The sequence below is a fragment of the Pseudomonas sp. IPO3749 genome (assembly GCF_013386605.1).
Classification (GTDB): Bacteria; Pseudomonadota; Gammaproteobacteria; order Pseudomonadales; family Pseudomonadaceae; genus Aquipseudomonas; species Aquipseudomonas azotoformans_A.
On the sequence record NZ_JACARN010000008.1, the window covers coordinates 13,502 to 31,123 of the forward strand.

Genomic DNA, 17,622 nt, shown 5'->3' on the forward strand with positions numbered 1-17,622 from the left:
GCACCCGACAATACGATTATTGACCGCCTGCCACGCTCACCGGCTGCCATTGATTGGCCTTGACCTGGTAAACGGTGAACGTCGGTTTCTTCAAGTTACCTTCGCCGTCAAAGGCGATGGTGCCGGTCACGCCCTCATAGCTGATGGCGCGCAGCACCGGCAGGTATTTCTGTGGGTCCACCGAATCTGCTTTCTCGATAGCCGCCACCAGCACGCCTACACCGTCGTAGGCGAACGGCGCGTGCAGCTCGATGTTGGTTTTGTAGCGCTCCTTGTAAGCCTGCTCGAATGCCTTGCCGCCCGGCATCTGCGCAATCGCCAGGCCCGGCTCCAGGGCGATCACGCCTTCGCCTTCGTTCTGCGCCAATTGCAGGAAGGTCTGGCTGACGAAACCACCGGCGCCCATCAATGGCGCCTTGATACCCAGTTGCTTGATGCGACGGGCCAACGGTGCGGCCTGGGCGTCGACGCCGCCGAAGAAGATCAGGTCCGGGTTCTGGCTGCGGATATTGGTCAGCACGGCGCTGAAGTCGATGGTCTTGTCGTCCACGTATTCGCGGGACACCACCTTGGCGCCACCGGCTTCGATGGATTTGACGAACTGGTCCGCCAGGCCCTGACCAAAGGCGGTGCGGTCGTCGATCACGGCGATACGCTGGGCCTTGAGGGTTTTCAGGGCATAGTCGCCGGCGACCTGACCGCCATCATCGTCGTGGCCCATGATGCGGAAACTGGTGTCGAACCCTTGCTGGGTGTAAGCGTGACCGGTAGCCACCGGCGCCACCTGGGCGATGCCCGCGTCGTGGTAAACCCGTGCCGCCGGGATGCTGGTGCCGGTGTTCCAGTGGCCGACCACGCCCACCACGCCCTCGTCGACCAGGCGCTGGGCCACGGTGACGGCGGTGCGTGGGTCGGACTGGTCGTCTTCGGACACCAGCTTGAAGGTCACGGCTTCACCGTTGATCTTCGGGTGCTTGGCGTTGGCCTGGTCGATGGCCAGTTGCGCGCCGTTTTCCAGGTCCTTGCCGATCCGGGCCGACGGGCCCGTGAGCGGGCCGGCGAGGCCGATCAACACAGTCTGGTCGGCCTGGGCCACGGCGCTGGCCAGGCTGCTCAGGGCCAGGCCGATCAATGCGGTTTTCTTCAAGGTGTTCATGGGTTATTCCTGCTAAGTGTCGGGCGGGTCGGAACACGCCGGGCGTCCGGTAGCGTCATGGTTTTATTCGCCGAGGTAAGCACTGCGCACCTCGGGGTGTTCAAGCAAATCCTGGGAAGGGCCGGTCAAGGTGATGCGCCCGGTGTCCATCACGTAGGCACGGTCGGTGACTTGCAGCGCCAGCCGTGCGTTCTGTTCAACCAGCAACAGGGTCATGCCCTGGCGACAGACGTCGTCGATCACCTGGAAAATCTTCTCGACCATGATCGGTGCCAAGCCCATGGACGGTTCGTCCAGGATCAACAAGCGCGGGCGTGACAACAGCGCACGGGCCAGGGCGAGCATCTGTTGCTCACCACCGGACAGCAGCCCGGCGGACTGGTGCAGGCGTTCTTCCAGGCGCGGGAAGTGTTCGAACAACTGGCGCATTTCGCGCCGTACTTGCTCGTTATCGCGGCGCAAAAAGGCGCCAGCCTGCAGGTTTTCCAACACACTCATGCGCGCGAAAATCCCACGGCCCTCGGGGACCATGGCGATGCCCTGGCGCAGCAGGTGTTCCGGGGCCTGGCCGAGAATCGATCGCCCGGCAAAATGGATCGACCCCTTGGCCGCCGGCAGCAAGCCGGTCAAGGCCTTGAGGCTGGAGGACTTGCCCGCGCCATTGGCGCCGATCAGCGTGACACGCTCGCCTTCAGCGATATGCAGGTCCAGGGACTTGACGGCTTCGATGGCGCCGTAGCGCACCTGCAAGCCCTCGACGTTCAACAAGGCTTCAGACATGCGCACTGGCTCCCAGATAGGCCTGGATCACCGCCGGATGCTGACGCACTTCGGCGGGCGGGCCGACGGCGATAACCTGGCCATAGTCGAGCACGCTGATGCGGTCGCATACGCCCATCACCAGCTTGACGTCATGTTCGATCAGCAACAGCGTGTGGCCGTCGTCACGGATCTTTTCCAGCAGGCCGCGCAGTTGCACTTTCTCGCTGGCGTTCATGCCCGCCGCCGGTTCATCCAGGGCCAGCAAGCGTGGCTCGGTGGCCAGGGCGCGGGCGATTTCCAGGCGGCGTTGATGGCCGTAGCTGAGGCTGTCGGCGCGGTAATGGGCAAAGCCGGCCAGGCCTACATACGCCAACAGACGATGGGCATGGGCGCGGGTTTGCGCCTCTTCTTCCTGCGCACGGCGGTGACGGCTCAAGGCCGCCCACAGGCCGTTGCGGGTGCGCACATGGCGCCCGACCATCACGTTTTCCAGGGCGCTCATGGCATTGAACAGGCGGATATTCTGGAACGTACGGGCAATACCGGCCTCGGCCACCTGATGCACACTGGTGGGCTGGTAGTCACGACCATCGAGCTGGAAGCGCCCGGAGTCCGGGGTGTACAAGCCGGTCATCACATTGAAGAACGTGGTCTTGCCCGCGCCGTTCGGACCGATCAACCCGTAGATCTCACCGGGCTGGATGCTCAGGCTCACATCGGTCAGCGCCGCAACGCCGCCGAAGTGCTTGTTGACCTGGTCTATCTGCAACAGCGGTGCGTTCATCGTGCCACTCCTTTGGGCCACAGCCCGGCCGGTCGGTAGAGCATCGCCAGGATCAGCGCCAGGCCGTAGAACAACTGGCGGATGATTTCCGGGTCCACCAGCACCTGGCCGAACAGCGCCTGTTGCAGTGGGCCCATGCTCGCGCGCAAGGCTTCGGGCAAGGCCGCCAGCAACACGCAGCCGAGGATCACGCCGGGGATATGGCCCATGCCACCCAGCACCACCATGGCCAACACGGCGATGGACTCGTTGAGGGTGAAGGACTCCGGCGAAACAAAACCCTGGAACGAAGCGAACAGCGCCCCGCTCACCCCGCCGAACGCCGCACCGATGGCAAACGCCAACAGCTTGAGGCGCACGGTATTCACGCCCATGGCCTGGGCCGCCTCTTCGTCTTCACGGATCGCCACCCAGGCGCGGCCGATGCGCGAGCGCTCCAGGCGGATGCAGGCAAACAGAATCAGCACCACCAGCGCAGCAAACAGGTAGTAATAGAGGTAGACCGACGGCAGGCGCAGGCCGAACAGCTCCTGGGTGCGACCGAGGTTCACGCCCAGCAGGTTGACCGGATCGACCTGGGCAATGCCTTTAGGCCCGTTGGTGAGATTCACCGGGCGATCAAGGTTGCGCAGCAGGATGCGGATGATTTCGCCAAAGCCCAGGGTGACGATGGCCAGGTAATCGCCGCGCAGGCGCAGGGTCGGTGCACCCAGCACTACGCCGCAACCGGCAGCAAGCAGCGCGCCCAACGGCAGGATCAGCCAGATCGAGGTGTGCATCCCTGCCGGCAACAGCGCGGCCAATGCCGGGAACTGTTGCAGCAGATGGGGTGACGAGAGCAACGCTGCCAGATAGGCACCCACCGCGTAAAACGCGATGAAGCCCATGTCCAGCAGCCCGGCGTAACCGACCACGATATTCAGGCCAAGGGCGAGCATGATGTACAGCAGGGCAAAGTCCAGGGTACGCACCCAGGTGTTGCCGCCGGCATGCCCGACGATCCAAGGCGCCAATACCAGGGCCACGGCGAACAGCAGCAAGCCAAGGCTGGCGCGTTTATTGGGAGAGAGAGACGTGATCATGCGCGGGTCGCCAAACGTTCGCCCAACAGCCCGGAAGGACGGAACACCAGCACCGCGATCAACACGATAAAGGCGAACACATCCTGGTAATTACTGCCGAACACGCCGTTGGTGGCCGCACCCAGGTAACCGGTGCCCAGGGCTTCGATCAGCCCCAGCAGCAGGCCGCCGAGCATGGCGCCCTTGAGGTTGCCGATGCCGCCCAGGACCGCTGCGGTGAAGGCTTTGATACCGGGCAAAAAGCCCATGTAGAAATGCGCGCTGCCATAGTTGCTGGCCATCATGATCCCGGCGAGTGCTGCCAGGGCGCCGCCGATGGCGAAGGTGATGACGATAATCCGATTGGGGCTGATGCCCATCAGGCTGGCGACCTGGGGGTTTTCCGCCACGGCACGCATGGCCCGGCCGAAGCGCGTGCGCTCCACCAACACCAGCAGCGCGACCATCACCGACAAGGCGATGGCAATGGTAGTCAACGCCGTGACGTTGGTAATCGCCGGGTGCGCCGAGGCTCCGGCCAACACTTCAATCGGCGCCAGCGGCAGCAGTTGCGGGAACATCTGCGGGTTACGGGTCCAGACCAGCATGGCGATGGTTTGCAGCAACAGCGACACGCCAATCCCGCTGATCAGGGGCGCCAGGCGCGGAGCATGGCGCAGGCGGCGATAGGCGACGCGTTCAATGACCACCGCGAGTACCGCGCAAAACGCCATGGCCACCACGGTTGCACAGAGCAGCACCAGTACTGGCGGCAGTTCTGGAAAGGTCGCCTGCAACAGGCGAATCATCGACAACCCCACCAACGCGCCGATCATCAACACGTCGCCGTGGGCAAAGTTGATGATGCGCAAAATGCCATAGACCATGGTGTAACCCAGGGCCACCAGCGCGTAGAGACTGCCCGTCATCAAACCATTGAGCAGTTGTTGGATAAACCCATCCATCAGGACCAGAAACCTCAGTGCGTGCAAGGGCGGCACACTAAGCATCTATTCTGTTTTTATCAAATATCAGAAAGTCATATGCATATATCAAACGAATAACAGGCCTTTTATGCCAAAAATACGGCACTTATGGCTCTTTATTCAGATTAAAAGTTAGTATTTAATTCAACACATGAATAAATCAGAACAATTAGCCAACGACCCTCCCCTGCGTGCCGTGCGCACCTTCGAAGCGTTCGCGCGCCATGGCGGCGTGAATGCCGCCGCGCGCGAACTGGACGTGTCCGCCTCGGCCATCAGCCATCAATTGCACTTGCTGGAAGATTTCCTGCAACAGCCACTGACCTTGCGTCAGGGCCGCAACCTGGTACTCACCGATGAAGGCCGCGAGTATTACCGCGCGATTCGTTCGGCCTTCGCCGTACTGCGCAGCGCCACCGAGTACGTGCGCGAAAAAAGCGCCACGCGCCAGGTGACCATCAGCCTGATCCCGCTCTTTGGCATCAACCTGTTCATCCCGCGCCTGGCGGATTTTCTGAAGGACCACCCGGCGCTGGACATCAACGTGACCTACGCCAACCACCGCAGTTACCCCAGCGATGCGGCCGACTTGTCGATCCGCTTCGGCACCGGGCATTGGCCGGGTTATCACAGTGAGCCGCTGATCTCCGGCGCGGTGACGCCCTATTGCAGCCGCGATTTCCTGGCGCAACATGGCCCCATCGACTCGCCCGAGGCGTTGAGCCAGCTGCCACTGCTGCACGACGAAGAACGCGGCACCTGGGGCCAGTGGTTCGAAGCGGCCGACGTGGACACCACGGCGCTGAATGGGCTGTTGTTGGAAGACGGCCAACTGGCGCTCACCGCCACGCTCACCGGCCTCGGCTGCGCCTTGCTGCGCGAGCCGTTGGTGGCGCCCCTGGTAGCCAGTGGCGAGTTGGTGAAGTTGTTTGAACGGGAGGTCAATGATGGCCGCCAGTACTACCTGTGCCGGCGGGCCAACAGTGAATTGTCGAGCGAGGGGAATGACTTGTATGACTGGATCAAGCGCAGCTTGATTGCCGGTTAGCTGCCATTGCCGCCATGGGCTTCTTCGAAGAAGTAGTCCTTCCAGCTGGCGGCCTTGTTTTTCAGCACACCGAGTTCCTGCAATTTTTCGGCGTAGATGTAAGTGCGCTGCGGCACGATGGTGAAGTCGATTTCCGGGTCCTGGACGATTTTTTCAACCAGGTCCAACGGCAACTTCGACTGTTCTACGCGAATATAGGCCTTGGCCGCAGCCGGTTTGTCGGCCTTGATAATGGTCTCGGCCTCGGCCAGCGCGTCATAGAACGCCTTGTAGGTCTTGGGGTTTTCGTCGTGGAATTTCTGCGTGGTGTAGAGCACGTTGAACGTCGCCTGCCCGCCCAGGATGTCGTAGGAACTGAGCACCTTGTGCACGTTGGGATTCAACAGTTCCTGGTACTGGAACGGCGGGCTGGAGAAGTGCGAATTGATCTCCGAGCCGCCGGCAATCAGCGCGGCGGTCGCGTCGGGGTGAGCCAGGCTGATGGAGATGTCGTCAAACTTCTTGTAGTTGGCGTCGCCGAACTGCTTGGCGGTCTCGATCTGCAAGGTGCGCGACTGGAAACCCACGCCGGCGGCGGGCACGGCGATGCGGTCTTTTTCGGTGAAGTCCTTGAGAGTCTTCACGTTGGGGTTGTTGGTCAGCAGGTAGTTGGGCATCGAGCCAAGGGAAGCGATGGCCTTGACGTTCTGCTTGCCCTGGGTGCGGTCCCACAGGGTGAGCATCGGCGGCACCCCGGCCGAGACCACGTCCAACGCACCCGCCAGCAGCGACTCATTCATCGCCGTGGCGCCGGAAATGCTGTTCCACTCCACCTGGATGTCCAGGCCCTGTTCCTTGCCGTGCTTTTCGATCAGGTGCTGGTCGCGCACCACGTCGAGGATCAGGTAGCCGATCCCGAATTGCTGGGCGATGCTGATCTTGCCTTCGGCCTGGGCACCGATACTGATCAAGGCGGTTGCAGCGGCCAGCAAGGTCAGGGAAGAACGCTTGAACGTCATAGGAGTCTGCCGGGTTTTTAAGAAGGTGATGGAGCCTAGCGGCGATTTTTAAGACAGGAAAAGAATATCGGGATCTATTGTTATGCAAATAACCCACAAACGGGCGTTCGGCTGGTATCGTGCCGCGCTTTGAAAACCTGCCGCACACTGCGAGGAAATGGACGTTGAACACTGACGAAAAAATGACCGGGGACCTGTTCGAGGTGGATAAGCGCCTGTCACTCAAACCCGTGGTGGACTTCAACGCCTACCTGCGCAGCGCCTTCGGCGACGGCCCATGCAGCTGCATCCGCTGCACGGCCAGCCAAGGTAATGAAACTGGCTATGAGTTCCAGCACACCTTCACCTTCGACGGCAAACCCACCCACCGCCGCTTCGCCACCACGGCGGGCAGCGATGTGTTGCAAGCGTTGAAGAAAGCCTGGTTGTCGTACACCAAGGCCGAGCTGCCATTGAGCGGTGTGCTGGCACTGGACACGGTGAAGGAGTTTGTCGAACCGCAACTGCACAAACGCCTGGCACCGCTGTTTTTGGCCAGTGGGTTGGTCAAGGAGGTAGAGGGGGTGTTGCAGGTTCAGCCGCAGGCGGCGTGATCAGCTGTTCTGACCGCCGTCGACATTCAGCGTGGCACCGGTGATATAGGCGGCGTCCTCACCGACCAAAAACGCCACCACTCCGGCGATTTCTTCCGGCTGGCCATAACGCCCCAATGCGGTCATCTGCTTGACCAGCGGCGCCATATCGCTGGTCTCTGGGTTCATTTCGGTGTTGATGGGCCCCGGCTGTACAGTGTTCACCGTGATTGCGCGCGGCCCCAAGTCCCGTGCCCAGGCGCGGCCGTACGCCGCCACGGCTGCCTTGCTGGCGGCATAGTCCCCGACACCGGCAAAAGGTACTCGACTGGCAAACATGGTGCCGATCGATACGATGCGACCGCCATCGGCCATCAGCGGCACGGCAGCGCGTACTGCGGCCACCACGCCATTCAGGTTAATCGCTTGCTGGCGGTCCAAAGCGACTGTATCGGCCGCGGGATCGCCCACCACACCCATGCTAAAGACGCCGGCGCTGTTGACCAGGATATCCAGGCGCCCGAAGTGTTCATGCACGGTCCTGACCAATGCGGCAACCGCCCCACCATCAGCTTGATCCGCCGCGACGGCAAGCCCCTTCACCCCATAGGCCTTGATCCCACGCAACACGGCCTGCGCACGCTCGGCGGAGCGGGAGTAACTGAACGCAACGTCTGCACCATCAGCGGCCAGGCGCAGGGCGATGGCGGCGCCGATACCGCGAGACGCACCGGTGACCAATACGACTTTACCTTTGAGAGACTGGGTCATGGTGATTCCTTGAAAAACGGTCGATTCACGGGTTGCGAACCGTAAATCAAGGTAATCTCTTCAACTTAAGTGATAAACGCTGCATTTCTGTATTCCGTATCACTCAACCAGTGACAATCCGCGAGACTCCATGGACTACTTCCAGGCCGTACAGGCGTTTCTACGCATCGTGGAGACCGGCAGTTTTGTCAAAGCCGCCGCACAGTTGCAGGTGCACCCCAATGCCGTGACCAAGATGATGCAGGCGCTGGAGTCTCACTTGCAGGTGAGGTTGCTCAACCGCACCACCCGCACGGTGACGCTGACCCCGGAAGGCAGCGCCTATCATGCCCGCATGAGCCGAGTGCTGGACCAATGGCTGGAAGCCGAGTCAGACATGGCCGTATCCCGCAACCAGCCCAGTGGCAGGCTTCGAATCGACATGGGCACTTCCATCGCCACGTTGCTGGTGATCCCGGCCCTGCGCGATTTTCATGCGCGTTATCCGCAGATCCAGATCGATATCGGCGCCAGCGACCGTACCGCCGACCTGGCCAGTGAAAGCATCGACTGCGTGATCCGGGGTGGGCACTTGGCAGATTCGGCATTGATCGCACGACGTTTGGGCAGCCTGGACTTTGTCACCTGTGCCACACCGACTTACCTGGCAGCCCACGGGATACCCAGCCACCCTGCAGAACTGGAAGAGGGCCACACGCTGGTGCGCTATTTTTTCCCCGGCAGCGGCAAGCAAAACAGACTGGAATTGTCACACGGAGAGGAAAAAGTTGCGGTGGAGGGTCGGCATTTCGTGGCGGTCAACGACAGCAACGCCTACCTGGCGGCAGGCCTGGCCGGACTGGGAATACTCCACACGTTGCGCTTCATGGTGCAACCGCACATCGATTCGGGCGCACTGGTGCCGGTGTTACACGAATGGTCAGCGGCGCCCAATCCATTGTCGGTGGTGTACATGCCCAACCGGCATCTGAGTGCACGGGTGCGGGTGTTTGTGGAGTGGCTGGTAGAGTTGTTTGCCGCACACCCTCATGTGCGGCAAGGATCAGACCGTCAGTAACCCACACCCCGCACACCACCGGAAGCCCGGATCGATTCGCCGGTCACCCAATGAGCCTCATCGGAGGCGAGGAACACAGCCAGCGGCGCGATATCTTCCGGCTCACCAAAGCGCCCAAGGGGCGTACCGGCGATCAGCGACTGGCCAAATTCGCCGGCAAAATTGCCATCGGTGGCCGGCGTGTTGGTATGGCCCGGCAGGATCGAGTTGACCCGGATCCCCTTCGGCCCCAATTCCCGCGCCAGGGCGAAGGTCAGCGTGTCCACTGCGCCCTTGGTGGCCGAGTACACGCTGGAAGCCAGGTAGGGGTCGGTGCTGAGGATCGAGCTGATGTTGATGATGCTGCCGCCCTGCTCCAGCAACTTCACCGCTTCGCGCGCCGCCAGCAGATAACCCAGCACGTTGAGGTTGAACTGTTTGTGAAAGGCCTCTTCGGTCAGGTCTTCAATCATCTGGAACACCGCGACGCCTGCGTTGTTGACCAGGATATCCAGCGTGCCGAATTGCTCACCGACCGTTGCGAACAGCCGCGTAACGTCGGCGCCCACACTCATGTCCGCCTGCACACTGATCGCTTTGCCGCCGTGCTGCTGGATATGCGCAACCACTGCGTCGGCGTCTGTTTGACTGGTGGCGTAATTGACCACCACGGTCGCGCCGGCTGCCGCCAAGCCTTTTGCGATCCCTGCGCCGATGCCTTTCGAGGCACCGGTGACCACTGCAATTTTTCCGTCGAGCTTCATGATTCTGGTCTTCCCAAGGTTGAGTGATGTCGCTTGCCACCAGTATTCGGCCCCCCATAGGAATGCCGGTTGCCGGTTCTTCTCCCATGCTTGCCTATTCTTCTCAGCCGGCTTGCTTTGCCCGTCGACCTGGCTCAAGGTCGCTGCATGAACGACGACCTGGATGAACTGCGCCGCCTTGTGATGCGCGCCGACAACAAATGGACCGACACCGGCCTGCCTCGCGTGGCGATGGTGCGCGCCGAAGCGTGCGCGGATCAGGTGTATCAGCCGATGCTGCACCTGGTGCTGCAAGGTTCGAAGACACTCTCCATCGGCGATCAGGTCGCGACCTACGGGCCGGCCAGTTACTTCGTGGTGCCGGTGGAGGTGCCGGCTACCGGCCAGGTCCATCCTTCGGCCCCCACACTGCCCTACCTGGCGCTCAGCCTGACCCTGGAACCCTCGATGATTGCTGCCGTGCTGGCAGACGAGCGTCAACCCGCCGAACGCCCGCGCACCCAACGGTTCGCGGCGGTGCAGGCGTCGGAGGAAATGCTGGATGCATGGCTGCGTATGCTGCGGTTGATGGATCGACCCAACGAGGCGGCCGTACTGGCGCCCCTGATCGAGCGGGAAATCCTGTTTCGGGTCCTGCAGGGTCCGCTGCGCGAAACCCTGGTGGACATGGCACGCCCCGATGGTCGCCTGGCGCAGATCCGCCGCGCCACCGAGTGGATCCGCCAGCACTACACCGAACCTTTTCGCGTGGAGCCGCTGGCGGCCATGACCGACATGAGCGTGGCGGCGTTCTACCGGCATTTCAAAGCCATCACCGCGATGACGCCAATTCAATACCAGAAACGCTTGCGCCTGTTGCGGGCGCGTTGGTTGCTGCTGTTCGACACCCTGGATGCCGCGTCCATCGCCTTCACCGTGGGTTACGAAAGCGCCTCGCAGTTCAGCCGCGAATATGCGCGGCTGTTTGGTTTGCCACCGGTGAAGGACGCGGCCCGGTTCAAAAGCCCGGCCTGACGCTGTTGTGGTGAGTGAGCTTGTGTGGTGAGCGGGCTTGCCCGCTCACCACAGGAACGTTACACGCCCGCCAGTACCGCCGGATCACCGGAACGCCAGACGTTATCCACCGTCACCCGTTGGATCAGCCAGACGCTGGCCTCCCTGACCAACTCAACGTCATAACGGTTCTTCATCAAGTAGTGCCGCGACGGGTCGCTTTGCGGCACATGTTGCGCCTCCACCAGCGCGTCCAGGCGGGCGCTGTCGCCGTCCAGCGTCACCCGCGCGTTGCTCACGGAGTGTGTGGTGTCGAGCTGGCTGAGCGCCCCCGACAGCGCCGCGACGATGGTGTCGCGGCCTTCCAGCACGGGGTATTCAAAGCCGGCCTTGGCGGCCGCCGGACGAAAATCCGACACGGCGTTTTGAGTGAAGGCCGAAGCCAGCAGGGCCGGATCGTTCTGGTCGATGCCCGCCGCAAAGCGATGCAGGGTGTCGATCACCGCGAACGTGTCGGCGGTGGTTTGAAACTCAGTAGACGTCATGGGGCGATTCCTGTGGCGATTAATAATCGATGATCCGGGTGCCGGCAATCGTCTGGGCAAAGCCCACGCCGAACAGTTTGGCCGGGGTTTCGAAACCGGCCCGGCGTTCGCCGCCGAGTACACGGCGTGCCGCTTCCACGGCGGCCAGTGGGGTGTAGCTGTAGCCGTTGATGGTCTCGATCACAGAGCGCGCCACCGAACCATCGAGGCCGGTGACTTCGGCCACGGCGCGCGCGCGGTGGGCATCACGCTGGGCTTGGGTAGGGCCGTCGGGCAGCAGCGACAAGTCGCCCTCAGGGAAGGCTTCGCCGGTGATGTGCACGTACAGGGCGATCGTCGGGATGGCGCTGGAATGCCAGGCAGTCACCAGGTCACCAAACGACAACGGCGCGCACAGAGCCGGTCCGTCGCCAAAGTCCAGGTGCTGAGGCTGGGCGTCCGGTGTGGCGACCAGTTCACCCTCGATGCGCACCATCACGCCTGCACCGATGATCTCGCTGACACTCATGGCCGAACCACGGGACATCGCGCCGGGCACCTGCAAGGCGATTTTTATCGACTGCGGCTGCTGCACACGGCTGGCGACGTGCATGGCCAGGCAGTCGGTGGGCACCACGTCCCAGCCCACGCCGGGCAGCAACATCACGTCCGCTTCGGCGCCGAGTTGCTCGGCAAGGCGGTACACGTTGATTTCGGCGGTGATGTCCAGGTAGTCGGTGCCATTGGCAATACAAGCGCGCATCAGCGCTGCGGCGGTCTGGGCAAACGGCCCGGCAAAGTTGAGCAGCACGTCGATGCCTTCCAACTGGGCGGTATCTGCCGTGAATACGCGGTACGGCGCGTCCAACTCAACCGCCAGGGAGGCGAGGCGCTCGGCGTTGCGGCCGGCCAATACCAGGTTGAGACCCAGTGTTTTCGCGTGGTGCGCCGCCATGCGTCCGGTGTAGCCGGTGGCGCCGTAGATCATCAAGGTTTTCATGAGGTGTGCTGCCAGTTCTTGTAGACGAATTCGAGGCTGTAGCCGTCCGGGTCCAGCACGTTGGCCGCGTAGTAGTTGGGGTCGTAGTGCAGGCGTGCGCCCGGTGCGCCGTTGTCGGTGGCGCCGTTGGCCAGGGCGGCGGCGTAGGCGTTTTCCACCTCGGCGCGGTTATTGGCGACGAAGCCCACATGCACCGCTCGCCCCTCCACCACGCCTTCGCGCAGCCAGAAGAACATCCGGCCGTGGGCGCCAAAGCCCTTCAGGTCCGGATGGCCGGGCGGGCCGTCCTTGCCGTCGTAGTCATGCCGCGCGGTGATGCCGAGCGGCGTCAGGGTGGCTTCGTAGAAGCGGATCGAGCGTTGGATATCGCTCACCGAGATAAACAGATGATCGAGCATGGTGGAGCCTCCTGATTCAAATGATGTAGCCGCCCGCGACCTCGACGGTCTGGGCATTGATCCAGCGGCCTTCTTCCGACAGCAACAGGGCGATAACCCGTGCCACGTCTTCCGGTTCGCCTACACGGCCGAGGGCGGTTTGCCCGGCCAGCAGGGCTTCGAATTCATCGTTCAAGCCACCGCCCAGTTCGGTGCGTATGGCACCGGGGGACACGGCGTTGGCACGGATACGTCGCTCACCGAACTCCTTGGCCATGTAGCGCGTGAGCACATCCAGGCCGCCCTTGAACGCCGCGTAAGGCGCAACGCCCGCCGTCGCGACACGAGTGGTGGCGCTGGTAAGGTTGACGATGCTGGCGTGTTCTTCCAGCAGCGGCAGCAGGGTTTGGGTCAGGAAAAACGGCCCCTTGAGGTGCACGTTGAACAGGCCGTCGAACTGCGCTTCGGTCACCGACTCAAGGGGGTTGAACAGGCCGTAGCCGGCGTTGTTCACCAGGCCGCTCAAGGTGCTTGCGCCCCAGGTGGCCTGCAGGGCGTGCGTCACCGCCTCACGGAAGACAGGGAATGTGCTGACAGCCGCAACGTCCAATTCCAGCGCCACGGCTTTCCCGCCGCTGGTCTCGATACGCTGGACCACCGCCTGTGCCGCATCCGGGTTGCGGTTGTACGTCAGGATCACGCCATGCCCCTGACGTGCACACAGCTCGGCAGTACTGGCACCGATCCCACGGCTGCCTCCGGTAATCACGATAACGCCCATGGCCTGCTCCACTGCTGAAAAGTTGAGTGACCACAGTAGTCATCGCCCGACTCTTAGACGCAGCCGTTCCTACTCCAATCCTGCCTGTTTCTGCTTTTTGCTTGCGCAGGGCTCAACGCAAGGCACAGCATGGTCGCCATGAATACTCAATTGATTGAACTGCGCGCCTTGGCTGCCAAGGCCGAAAACCGCCGCACCGAGACCGGTATCCCCCGCGTGGCGATGGTCCAGGGCGCGATTCCCGAGCATATGCTCGCGGCGGTGTATGACCCGATGATCAACCTGATCCTGCAGGGCAGTAAGTGCATGACCGTGGGCGACCGCACGCTGCATTACGACCCGGCGACGTATTTTGTGATGTCCATCGAGTTGCCCGCAGTCGGCGTGGTGAACCCGGCGATCACGGGCGAACCCTACCTGGCGGTGAGCCTGACGCTTGATCCGACCGTGCTGACCACCCTGCTCAATGACCTGCCGGCCCCCAACGGGCGTTGCGAACAGGAAGCCGGTTTCTCCGTGGCGGCCGTCACGCCCGCCTTGATGGATGCCTGGGTGCGCATGCTGCGCCTGATGGGCGACCCAGTGGCGATTGCCGCCTTGGCGCCCGCGTATGAACGGGAAATCCTCTACCACGTGCTGCAAGGCCCCCACGGCTGGATGTTGCGCGAGATTGCCGCGCCGGATACGGCCATGGCGCGGATCAGCCGAGCGATCCAGTGGATCCGGCGCGACTATGCCGAGCCGATTCGTGTGGAGGCGTTGGCGCAGAAGGCTGCAATGAGTGTTTCGGCATTTCACCGGCACTTCAAGGCCGTGACCAACCTGAGCCCGTTGCAGTACCAGAAACGCGTGCGGCTGTTGCAGGCGCGCACGTTGATGGTGGCCAGTGCCAGCAGCGTGACCAGTGCGGCGTTTGAGGTGGGGTATGAAAGCGCGACCCAGTTCAGCCGCGATTATGCGCGGGTGTTCGGGTTGCCGCCGGCGAGGGATACGGCGCGAATCTTGGCGGCGGCGCGAGGCTGATGTGGCGAGGGAGCTTGTCGAACCGTCCCGCTGGACTGCGCAGCAGGCCCATTTTTTGGGGCCGCTTCGCGGCCCAACGGGAGCAAGCTCCCTCGCCACAGGTTCAGCGTCAATGATTCAATGCGTTACTTGCGCGCAGCCTCCCACTGTTTGAGCAAGTCGCCGTAAGCCACGGTCTCGCCTTTCGGCTTCTCGTTGGCCAGTTTCGGTTTCGGCGCGCCCGGCTGGTCGAACCAGTATTGCGCGTCACGCTCGGGGTTCATTTTCGGGCCGCACACCGGTTGCACTTTGGAGCGCTCCAGGCGCGTCATGATCGCGTCCTGTTCCTTGGCCAGGTTGTCCAGTGCTTGCTGCGGGGTTTTCTCGCCGCTGGCGGCCGCCGCGATGTTGCTCCACCACAGTTGTGCCAGGCGTGGGTAGTCCGGCACGTTGGTGCCGGTCGGCGACCATTCGGTACGGGCCGGGCTGCGATAGAACTCCACCAGGCCGCCCAGTTTCGGCGCCATGTCGGTCATGGCCTGGGAGTTGATGTCGGACTCACGAATCGGCGTCAGGCCGACGATGGTTTTCTTCAGCGAGACGGTTTTCGAGGTCACGAACTGCGCGTAGAGCCAGGCCGCGAGTTTCTGCTTCTCAGGCGTCGACTTGAGGAAGGTCCAGGATCCTACATCCTGATAGCCCTTCTTCATGCCCTTTTCCCAGTAAGGTCCGACGGGCGACGGCGCCATGCGCCATTTTGGCGTGCCGTCGGCATTCACCACCGGTAAGCCCGGTTTGACCATGTCGGCGGTAAACGCGGTGTACCAGAAGATCTGCTGGGCGATGTTGCCTTGCGAAGGCACCGGGCCGGATTCGGAGAAGGTCATGCCCGCCGCTTCCGGTGGCGCGTAGGCTTTCATCCAGTCCACGTATTTCTGGGTGGCATACACGGCGGCCGGGCCGTTGGTGTCGCCGCCACGGGTGACGCTGGAGCCGACCGGGTGGCAGTCCTCCACGCGAATGCCCCACTCGTCCACCGGCAAGCCGTTGGGCAAGCCCTTGTCGCCGCCACCGGCCATGGAGAACCAGGCATCGGTGAAGCGCCAGCCCAGGGACGGGTCTTTCTTGCCGTAGTCCATGTGCCCATACACGCGTTTGCCGTCGATTTCCTTGACGTCTTCGCTGAAGAACTTGGCGATGTCTTCATAGGCCGACCAGTTCACCGGCACACCGAGGTCATAGCCGTACTTTTCCTTGAACTTGGCTTTCAGGTCCGCGCGTTCGAACCAGTCGGCGCGGAACCAGTACAGGTTGGCGAACTGCTGGTCGGGCAGTTGGTAGATCTTGCCGTCCGGCGCAGTGGTGAATGAGAGGCCGATAAAGTCCTTCAAATCCAGGGTCGGCGAGGTGTAGTCCTTGCCCTCGTTGGCCATCAGGTCGGTGATGGATTCGGTCTTGCCGTAGCGAAAGTGCGTACCGATCAGGTCCGAGTCGTTGACCCAGCCGTCATAGATGTTCTTGTCGGACTGCATCTGGGTTTGCAGCTTTTCCACCACGTCGCCTTCCTGCAGCAGGTCGTGGGTCAGCTTGATCCCGGTGATTTCGCTGAAGGCCTTGGCCAGCACCTTGGACTCGTACTCGTGGGTGGTGAGGGTTTCCGACACCACGTTGATCTTCATCCCACGGAACGGCTCCGCCGCCTTGATAAACCACTTGAGTTCCTCAAGCTGCTGTTCAGCCGTGAGGGTCGACGGTTTGAATTCGCTGCCGATCCATTTTTTCGCGGCATCTTCGTACGCATCGGCCCAGGCCGAAGCGCTCAAACCACTGAGGGCCAGTACGGCGGCCAATGAAATGCTATGTCGCAGCTTATTGTTCTTATTCAACATAGAGACCTCCAGGTTGTTTATTCACAAGGGCATCAGCCCCAACGCATCACACTCAACAGCCATACCAGGGAGAGCGCGGACGCCACCCAGATGCTCCAGTCGGTAGCGCCGATCACCAGCAAATGCAGGTAGGCGCTGCCGAGAAGACCGATAAACAAACGATCACCACGGGTGGTGCTGATCGGTAACAAACCGCGCCGAGGGATGCTCGGCGAACGCAATTCCCAGGTGGTCATGCCCGCCAGGATCAGGGCTATGGCACCAAAGAACAGCGCAGTGGGGGTGGTCCAGGCCATCCATTCCATCATCGACTCCTCAGACCCGGCCCAGGGCAAAGCCCTTGGCCACGTGGTTGCGAACAAACCAGATCACCAGCATGCCGGGAAGGATAGTCAACACCCCCGCCGCCGCCAGCACGCCCCAATCGATACCCGACGCCGAGACCGTGCGCGTCATCACCGCCGCGATGGGCTTGGCGTTGACCGAGGTCAGGGTGCGCGCCAGCAGCAGTTCGACCCAGGAAAACATGAAGCAGAAAAACGCGGTCACACCGATGCCGGAGCCGATCAACGGGATAAAGATCTTCACGAAGAACTTGGGAAACGAGTAGCCATCGATGTAGGCGGTTTCGTCGATTTCCTTGGGCACCCCAGACATGAAGCCCTCCAGGATCCATACCGCCAATGGCACGTTGAACAGGCAGTGCGCCAGCGCCACCGCGATATGCGTGTCAAACAGACCAATCGACGAATACAGCTGGAAGAACGGCAGCAAAAACACCGCCGGTGGCGCCATGCGGTTGGTCAGCAGCCAGAAGAACAGGTGCTTGTCGCCCAGGAAGCGGTAGCGCGAAAACGCATAGGCCGCCGGCAGCGCCACGCTCAGGGAGATCACCGTGTTCAGGCTTACGTAATACAGCGAGTTGAGGTAACCGGTGTACCAGCTCGGGTCGGTGAAGATCACCTTGTAGTTGGCCAGGGTGAAGTCCTGCGGAAACAGCGTCAGCCCGCCGAGGATTTCGGTGTTGCTCTTGAAGGACATGTTCAGCAGCCAGTAGATCGGCACCAGCAGGAACAGGATGTAGATCAGCAGCGGAATAACCTTGCGCTTGCTCATGT

General features: G+C 62.0%; 20 protein-coding genes. 5 read left to right on the forward strand and 15 right to left on the reverse strand.

Annotated features, from left to right (window positions below):
• Nucleotides 1–16: 16 nt before the first annotated feature.
• The 5 genes from HX812_RS02210 to HX812_RS02230 form a co-directional block, all read right to left on the reverse strand.
• Nucleotides 17–1,156 (reverse strand): branched-chain amino acid ABC transporter substrate-binding protein, encoded by a 1,140-nt coding sequence (locus HX812_RS02210; protein WP_038847005.1) that lies wholly within the window; start codon nt 1,154–1,156, stop codon nt 17–19.
• 63 nt (nt 1,157–1,219) lie between these two features.
• Complete coding sequence (locus HX812_RS02215; protein WP_033896752.1) at nt 1,220–1,936, reverse strand: ABC transporter ATP-binding protein; 717 nt, start codon at nt 1,934–1,936, stop codon at nt 1,220–1,222.
• On the reverse strand, nt 1,929–2,702 hold the full coding sequence (locus tag HX812_RS02220) for an ABC transporter ATP-binding protein (protein ID WP_016977293.1): 774 nt from the start codon (nt 2,700–2,702) through the stop codon (nt 1,929–1,931). Before HX812_RS02220 ends, HX812_RS02215 begins: the two co-directional genes overlap by 8 nt.
• Nucleotides 2,699–3,784, reverse strand: coding sequence for an ABC transporter ATP-binding protein (locus HX812_RS02225; RefSeq protein ID WP_038847009.1), 1,086 nt, complete (start codon nt 3,782–3,784; stop codon nt 2,699–2,701). Before HX812_RS02225 ends, HX812_RS02220 begins: the two co-directional genes overlap by 4 nt.
• The gene (locus HX812_RS02230) at nt 3,781–4,728 is read right to left on the reverse strand and encodes a branched-chain amino acid ABC transporter permease (RefSeq protein ID WP_038847012.1); all 948 of its coding nucleotides are present in this window, start codon (nt 4,726–4,728) and stop codon (nt 3,781–3,783) included. Before HX812_RS02230 ends, HX812_RS02225 begins: the two co-directional genes overlap by 4 nt.
• Nucleotides 4,729–4,900: 172 nt before the next feature.
• Here HX812_RS02230 and HX812_RS02235 point away from each other — a divergent pair, with 172 nt between their 5' ends.
• Nucleotides 4,901–5,797 (forward strand): LysR substrate-binding domain-containing protein, encoded by an 897-nt coding sequence (locus HX812_RS02235; RefSeq protein WP_038847015.1) that lies wholly within the window; start codon nt 4,901–4,903, stop codon nt 5,795–5,797.
• On the opposite strand, the gene HX812_RS02240 is transcribed toward HX812_RS02235, so the two are convergent.
• Nucleotides 5,794–6,795, reverse strand: coding sequence for an ABC transporter substrate-binding protein (locus HX812_RS02240; RefSeq protein ID WP_038847017.1), 1,002 nt, complete (start codon nt 6,793–6,795; stop codon nt 5,794–5,796). The genes HX812_RS02235 and HX812_RS02240 overlap by 4 nt on opposite strands.
• Before the next feature lie 164 nt (nt 6,796–6,959).
• Here HX812_RS02240 and HX812_RS02245 point away from each other — a divergent pair, with 164 nt between their 5' ends.
• A complete protein-coding gene (locus HX812_RS02245; protein ID WP_038847020.1) occupies nt 6,960–7,388 on the forward strand; it encodes a hypothetical protein in 429 nt (142 codons plus the stop codon).
• On the opposite strand, the gene HX812_RS02250 is transcribed toward HX812_RS02245, so the two are convergent.
• Entirely contained in the window at nt 7,389–8,138 is a 750-nt protein-coding gene (locus HX812_RS02250; RefSeq protein ID WP_038847023.1) for an SDR family NAD(P)-dependent oxidoreductase, read from the reverse strand.
• Nucleotides 8,139–8,268: 130 nt separating this feature from the next.
• Here HX812_RS02250 and HX812_RS02255 point away from each other — a divergent pair, with 130 nt between their 5' ends.
• Nucleotides 8,269–9,195 (forward strand): LysR family transcriptional regulator, encoded by a 927-nt coding sequence (locus tag HX812_RS02255; RefSeq protein WP_038847026.1) that lies wholly within the window; start codon nt 8,269–8,271, stop codon nt 9,193–9,195.
• Here HX812_RS02255 and HX812_RS02260 read toward each other — a convergent pair.
• A complete protein-coding gene (locus tag HX812_RS02260; protein ID WP_038847028.1) occupies nt 9,189–9,938 on the reverse strand; it encodes an SDR family NAD(P)-dependent oxidoreductase in 750 nt (249 codons plus the stop codon). The two genes, HX812_RS02255 and HX812_RS02260, sit on opposite strands and share 7 nt — an antisense overlap.
• A 147-nt stretch (nt 9,939–10,085) precedes the next feature.
• On the opposite strand from HX812_RS02260, the gene HX812_RS02265 reads away from it, so the two are divergent.
• Nucleotides 10,086–10,952 carry an AraC family transcriptional regulator gene (locus tag HX812_RS02265; protein WP_038847030.1) on the forward strand — a complete coding sequence of 289 codons (867 nt, stop codon included), beginning with the start codon at nt 10,086–10,088 and terminating at the stop codon, nt 10,950–10,952.
• 59 nt (nt 10,953–11,011) lie between these two features.
• On the opposite strand, the gene HX812_RS02270 is transcribed toward HX812_RS02265, so the two are convergent.
• From HX812_RS02270 to HX812_RS02285, 4 genes are read right to left on the reverse strand one after another with little or no spacing between them, the layout of a single operon-like run.
• A complete protein-coding gene (locus tag HX812_RS02270; protein WP_038847032.1) occupies nt 11,012–11,476 on the reverse strand; it encodes a nuclear transport factor 2 family protein in 465 nt (154 codons plus the stop codon).
• Between the two features lie 19 nt (nt 11,477–11,495).
• Nucleotides 11,496–12,455: a trans-acting enoyl reductase family protein gene (locus tag HX812_RS02275; RefSeq protein ID WP_038847034.1), complete on the reverse strand. Its 960-nt coding sequence runs from the start codon at nt 12,453–12,455 to the stop codon at nt 11,496–11,498.
• On the reverse strand, nt 12,452–12,853 hold the full coding sequence (locus HX812_RS02280; RefSeq protein WP_038847037.1) for a VOC family protein: 402 nt from the start codon (nt 12,851–12,853) through the stop codon (nt 12,452–12,454). The genes HX812_RS02275 and HX812_RS02280 overlap by 4 nt, the downstream gene beginning before the upstream one ends.
• Before the next feature lie 16 nt (nt 12,854–12,869).
• Nucleotides 12,870–13,613, reverse strand: a complete 744-nt coding sequence (locus tag HX812_RS02285; RefSeq protein WP_038847039.1) for an SDR family NAD(P)-dependent oxidoreductase — start codon at nt 13,611–13,613, stop codon at nt 12,870–12,872.
• A 138-nt stretch (nt 13,614–13,751) separates the two neighbouring features.
• Between HX812_RS02285 and HX812_RS02290 the strand changes: the two genes are divergently transcribed.
• Complete coding sequence (locus HX812_RS02290; protein WP_177128210.1) at nt 13,752–14,636, forward strand: AraC family transcriptional regulator; 885 nt, start codon at nt 13,752–13,754, stop codon at nt 14,634–14,636.
• Between the two features lie 125 nt (nt 14,637–14,761).
• Here HX812_RS02290 and HX812_RS02295 read toward each other — a convergent pair whose 3' ends face one another.
• Genes HX812_RS02295 through HX812_RS02305 form a run of 3 tightly spaced genes read right to left on the reverse strand, consistent with a single transcriptional unit; the run spans nt 14,762 to nt 17,620 of the window.
• Nucleotides 14,762–16,504, reverse strand: coding sequence for an ABC transporter substrate-binding protein (locus HX812_RS02295; protein ID WP_038843653.1), 1,743 nt, complete (start codon nt 16,502–16,504; stop codon nt 14,762–14,764).
• Nucleotides 16,505–16,536: 32 nt separating this feature from the next.
• A complete protein-coding gene (locus tag HX812_RS02300) occupies nt 16,537–16,809 on the reverse strand; it encodes a DUF2160 domain-containing protein (RefSeq protein ID WP_016977309.1) in 273 nt (90 codons plus the stop codon).
• A gap of 10 nt (nt 16,810–16,819) precedes the next feature.
• A complete protein-coding gene (locus HX812_RS02305) occupies nt 16,820–17,620 on the reverse strand; it encodes a carbohydrate ABC transporter permease (protein WP_003174634.1) in 801 nt (266 codons plus the stop codon).
• Nucleotides 17,621–17,622 lie beyond the last annotated feature (2 nt).

What these genes read in the sequence shown, in the direction of transcription:
- HX812_RS02265 (WP_038847030.1), top strand. Translation starts at nt 10,086, where the DNA reads ATGAACGACGACCTGGATGAACTGCGCCGCCTTGTGATGCGCGCCGAC.
- HX812_RS02275 (WP_038847034.1), bottom strand. Translation starts at nt 12,455, where the DNA reads ATGAAAACCTTGATGATCTACGGCGCCACCGGCTACACCGGACGCATG.
- HX812_RS02290 (WP_177128210.1), top strand. Translation starts at nt 13,752, where the DNA reads ATGAATACTCAATTGATTGAACTGCGCGCCTTGGCTGCCAAGGCCGAA.
- HX812_RS02300 (WP_016977309.1), bottom strand. Translation starts at nt 16,809, where the DNA reads ATGGAATGGATGGCCTGGACCACCCCCACTGCGCTGTTCTTTGGTGCC.
- HX812_RS02255 (WP_038847026.1), top strand. Translation starts at nt 8,269, where the DNA reads ATGGACTACTTCCAGGCCGTACAGGCGTTTCTACGCATCGTGGAGACC.
- HX812_RS02295 (WP_038843653.1), bottom strand. Translation starts at nt 16,504, where the DNA reads ATGTTGAATAAGAACAATAAGCTGCGACATAGCATTTCATTGGCCGCC.
- HX812_RS02230 (WP_038847012.1), bottom strand. Translation starts at nt 4,728, where the DNA reads ATGGATGGGTTTATCCAACAACTGCTCAATGGTTTGATGACGGGCAGT.
- HX812_RS02210 (WP_038847005.1), bottom strand. Translation starts at nt 1,156, where the DNA reads ATGAACACCTTGAAGAAAACCGCATTGATCGGCCTGGCCCTGAGCAGC.
- HX812_RS02250 (WP_038847023.1), bottom strand. Translation starts at nt 8,138, where the DNA reads ATGACCCAGTCTCTCAAAGGTAAAGTCGTATTGGTCACCGGTGCGTCT.
- HX812_RS02285 (WP_038847039.1), bottom strand. Translation starts at nt 13,613, where the DNA reads ATGGGCGTTATCGTGATTACCGGAGGCAGCCGTGGGATCGGTGCCAGT.
- HX812_RS02240 (WP_038847017.1), bottom strand. Translation starts at nt 6,795, where the DNA reads ATGACGTTCAAGCGTTCTTCCCTGACCTTGCTGGCCGCTGCAACCGCC.
- HX812_RS02270 (WP_038847032.1), bottom strand. Translation starts at nt 11,476, where the DNA reads ATGACGTCTACTGAGTTTCAAACCACCGCCGACACGTTCGCGGTGATC.
- HX812_RS02220 (WP_016977293.1), bottom strand. Translation starts at nt 2,702, where the DNA reads ATGAACGCACCGCTGTTGCAGATAGACCAGGTCAACAAGCACTTCGGC.
- HX812_RS02260 (WP_038847028.1), bottom strand. Translation starts at nt 9,938, where the DNA reads ATGAAGCTCGACGGAAAAATTGCAGTGGTCACCGGTGCCTCGAAAGGC.
- HX812_RS02215 (WP_033896752.1), bottom strand. Translation starts at nt 1,936, where the DNA reads ATGTCTGAAGCCTTGTTGAACGTCGAGGGCTTGCAGGTGCGCTACGGC.
- HX812_RS02305 (WP_003174634.1), bottom strand. Translation starts at nt 17,620, where the DNA reads ATGAGCAAGCGCAAGGTTATTCCGCTGCTGATCTACATCCTGTTCCTG.
- HX812_RS02280 (WP_038847037.1), bottom strand. Translation starts at nt 12,853, where the DNA reads ATGCTCGATCATCTGTTTATCTCGGTGAGCGATATCCAACGCTCGATC.
- HX812_RS02235 (WP_038847015.1), top strand. Translation starts at nt 4,901, where the DNA reads ATGAATAAATCAGAACAATTAGCCAACGACCCTCCCCTGCGTGCCGTG.
- HX812_RS02225 (WP_038847009.1), bottom strand. Translation starts at nt 3,784, where the DNA reads ATGATCACGTCTCTCTCTCCCAATAAACGCGCCAGCCTTGGCTTGCTG.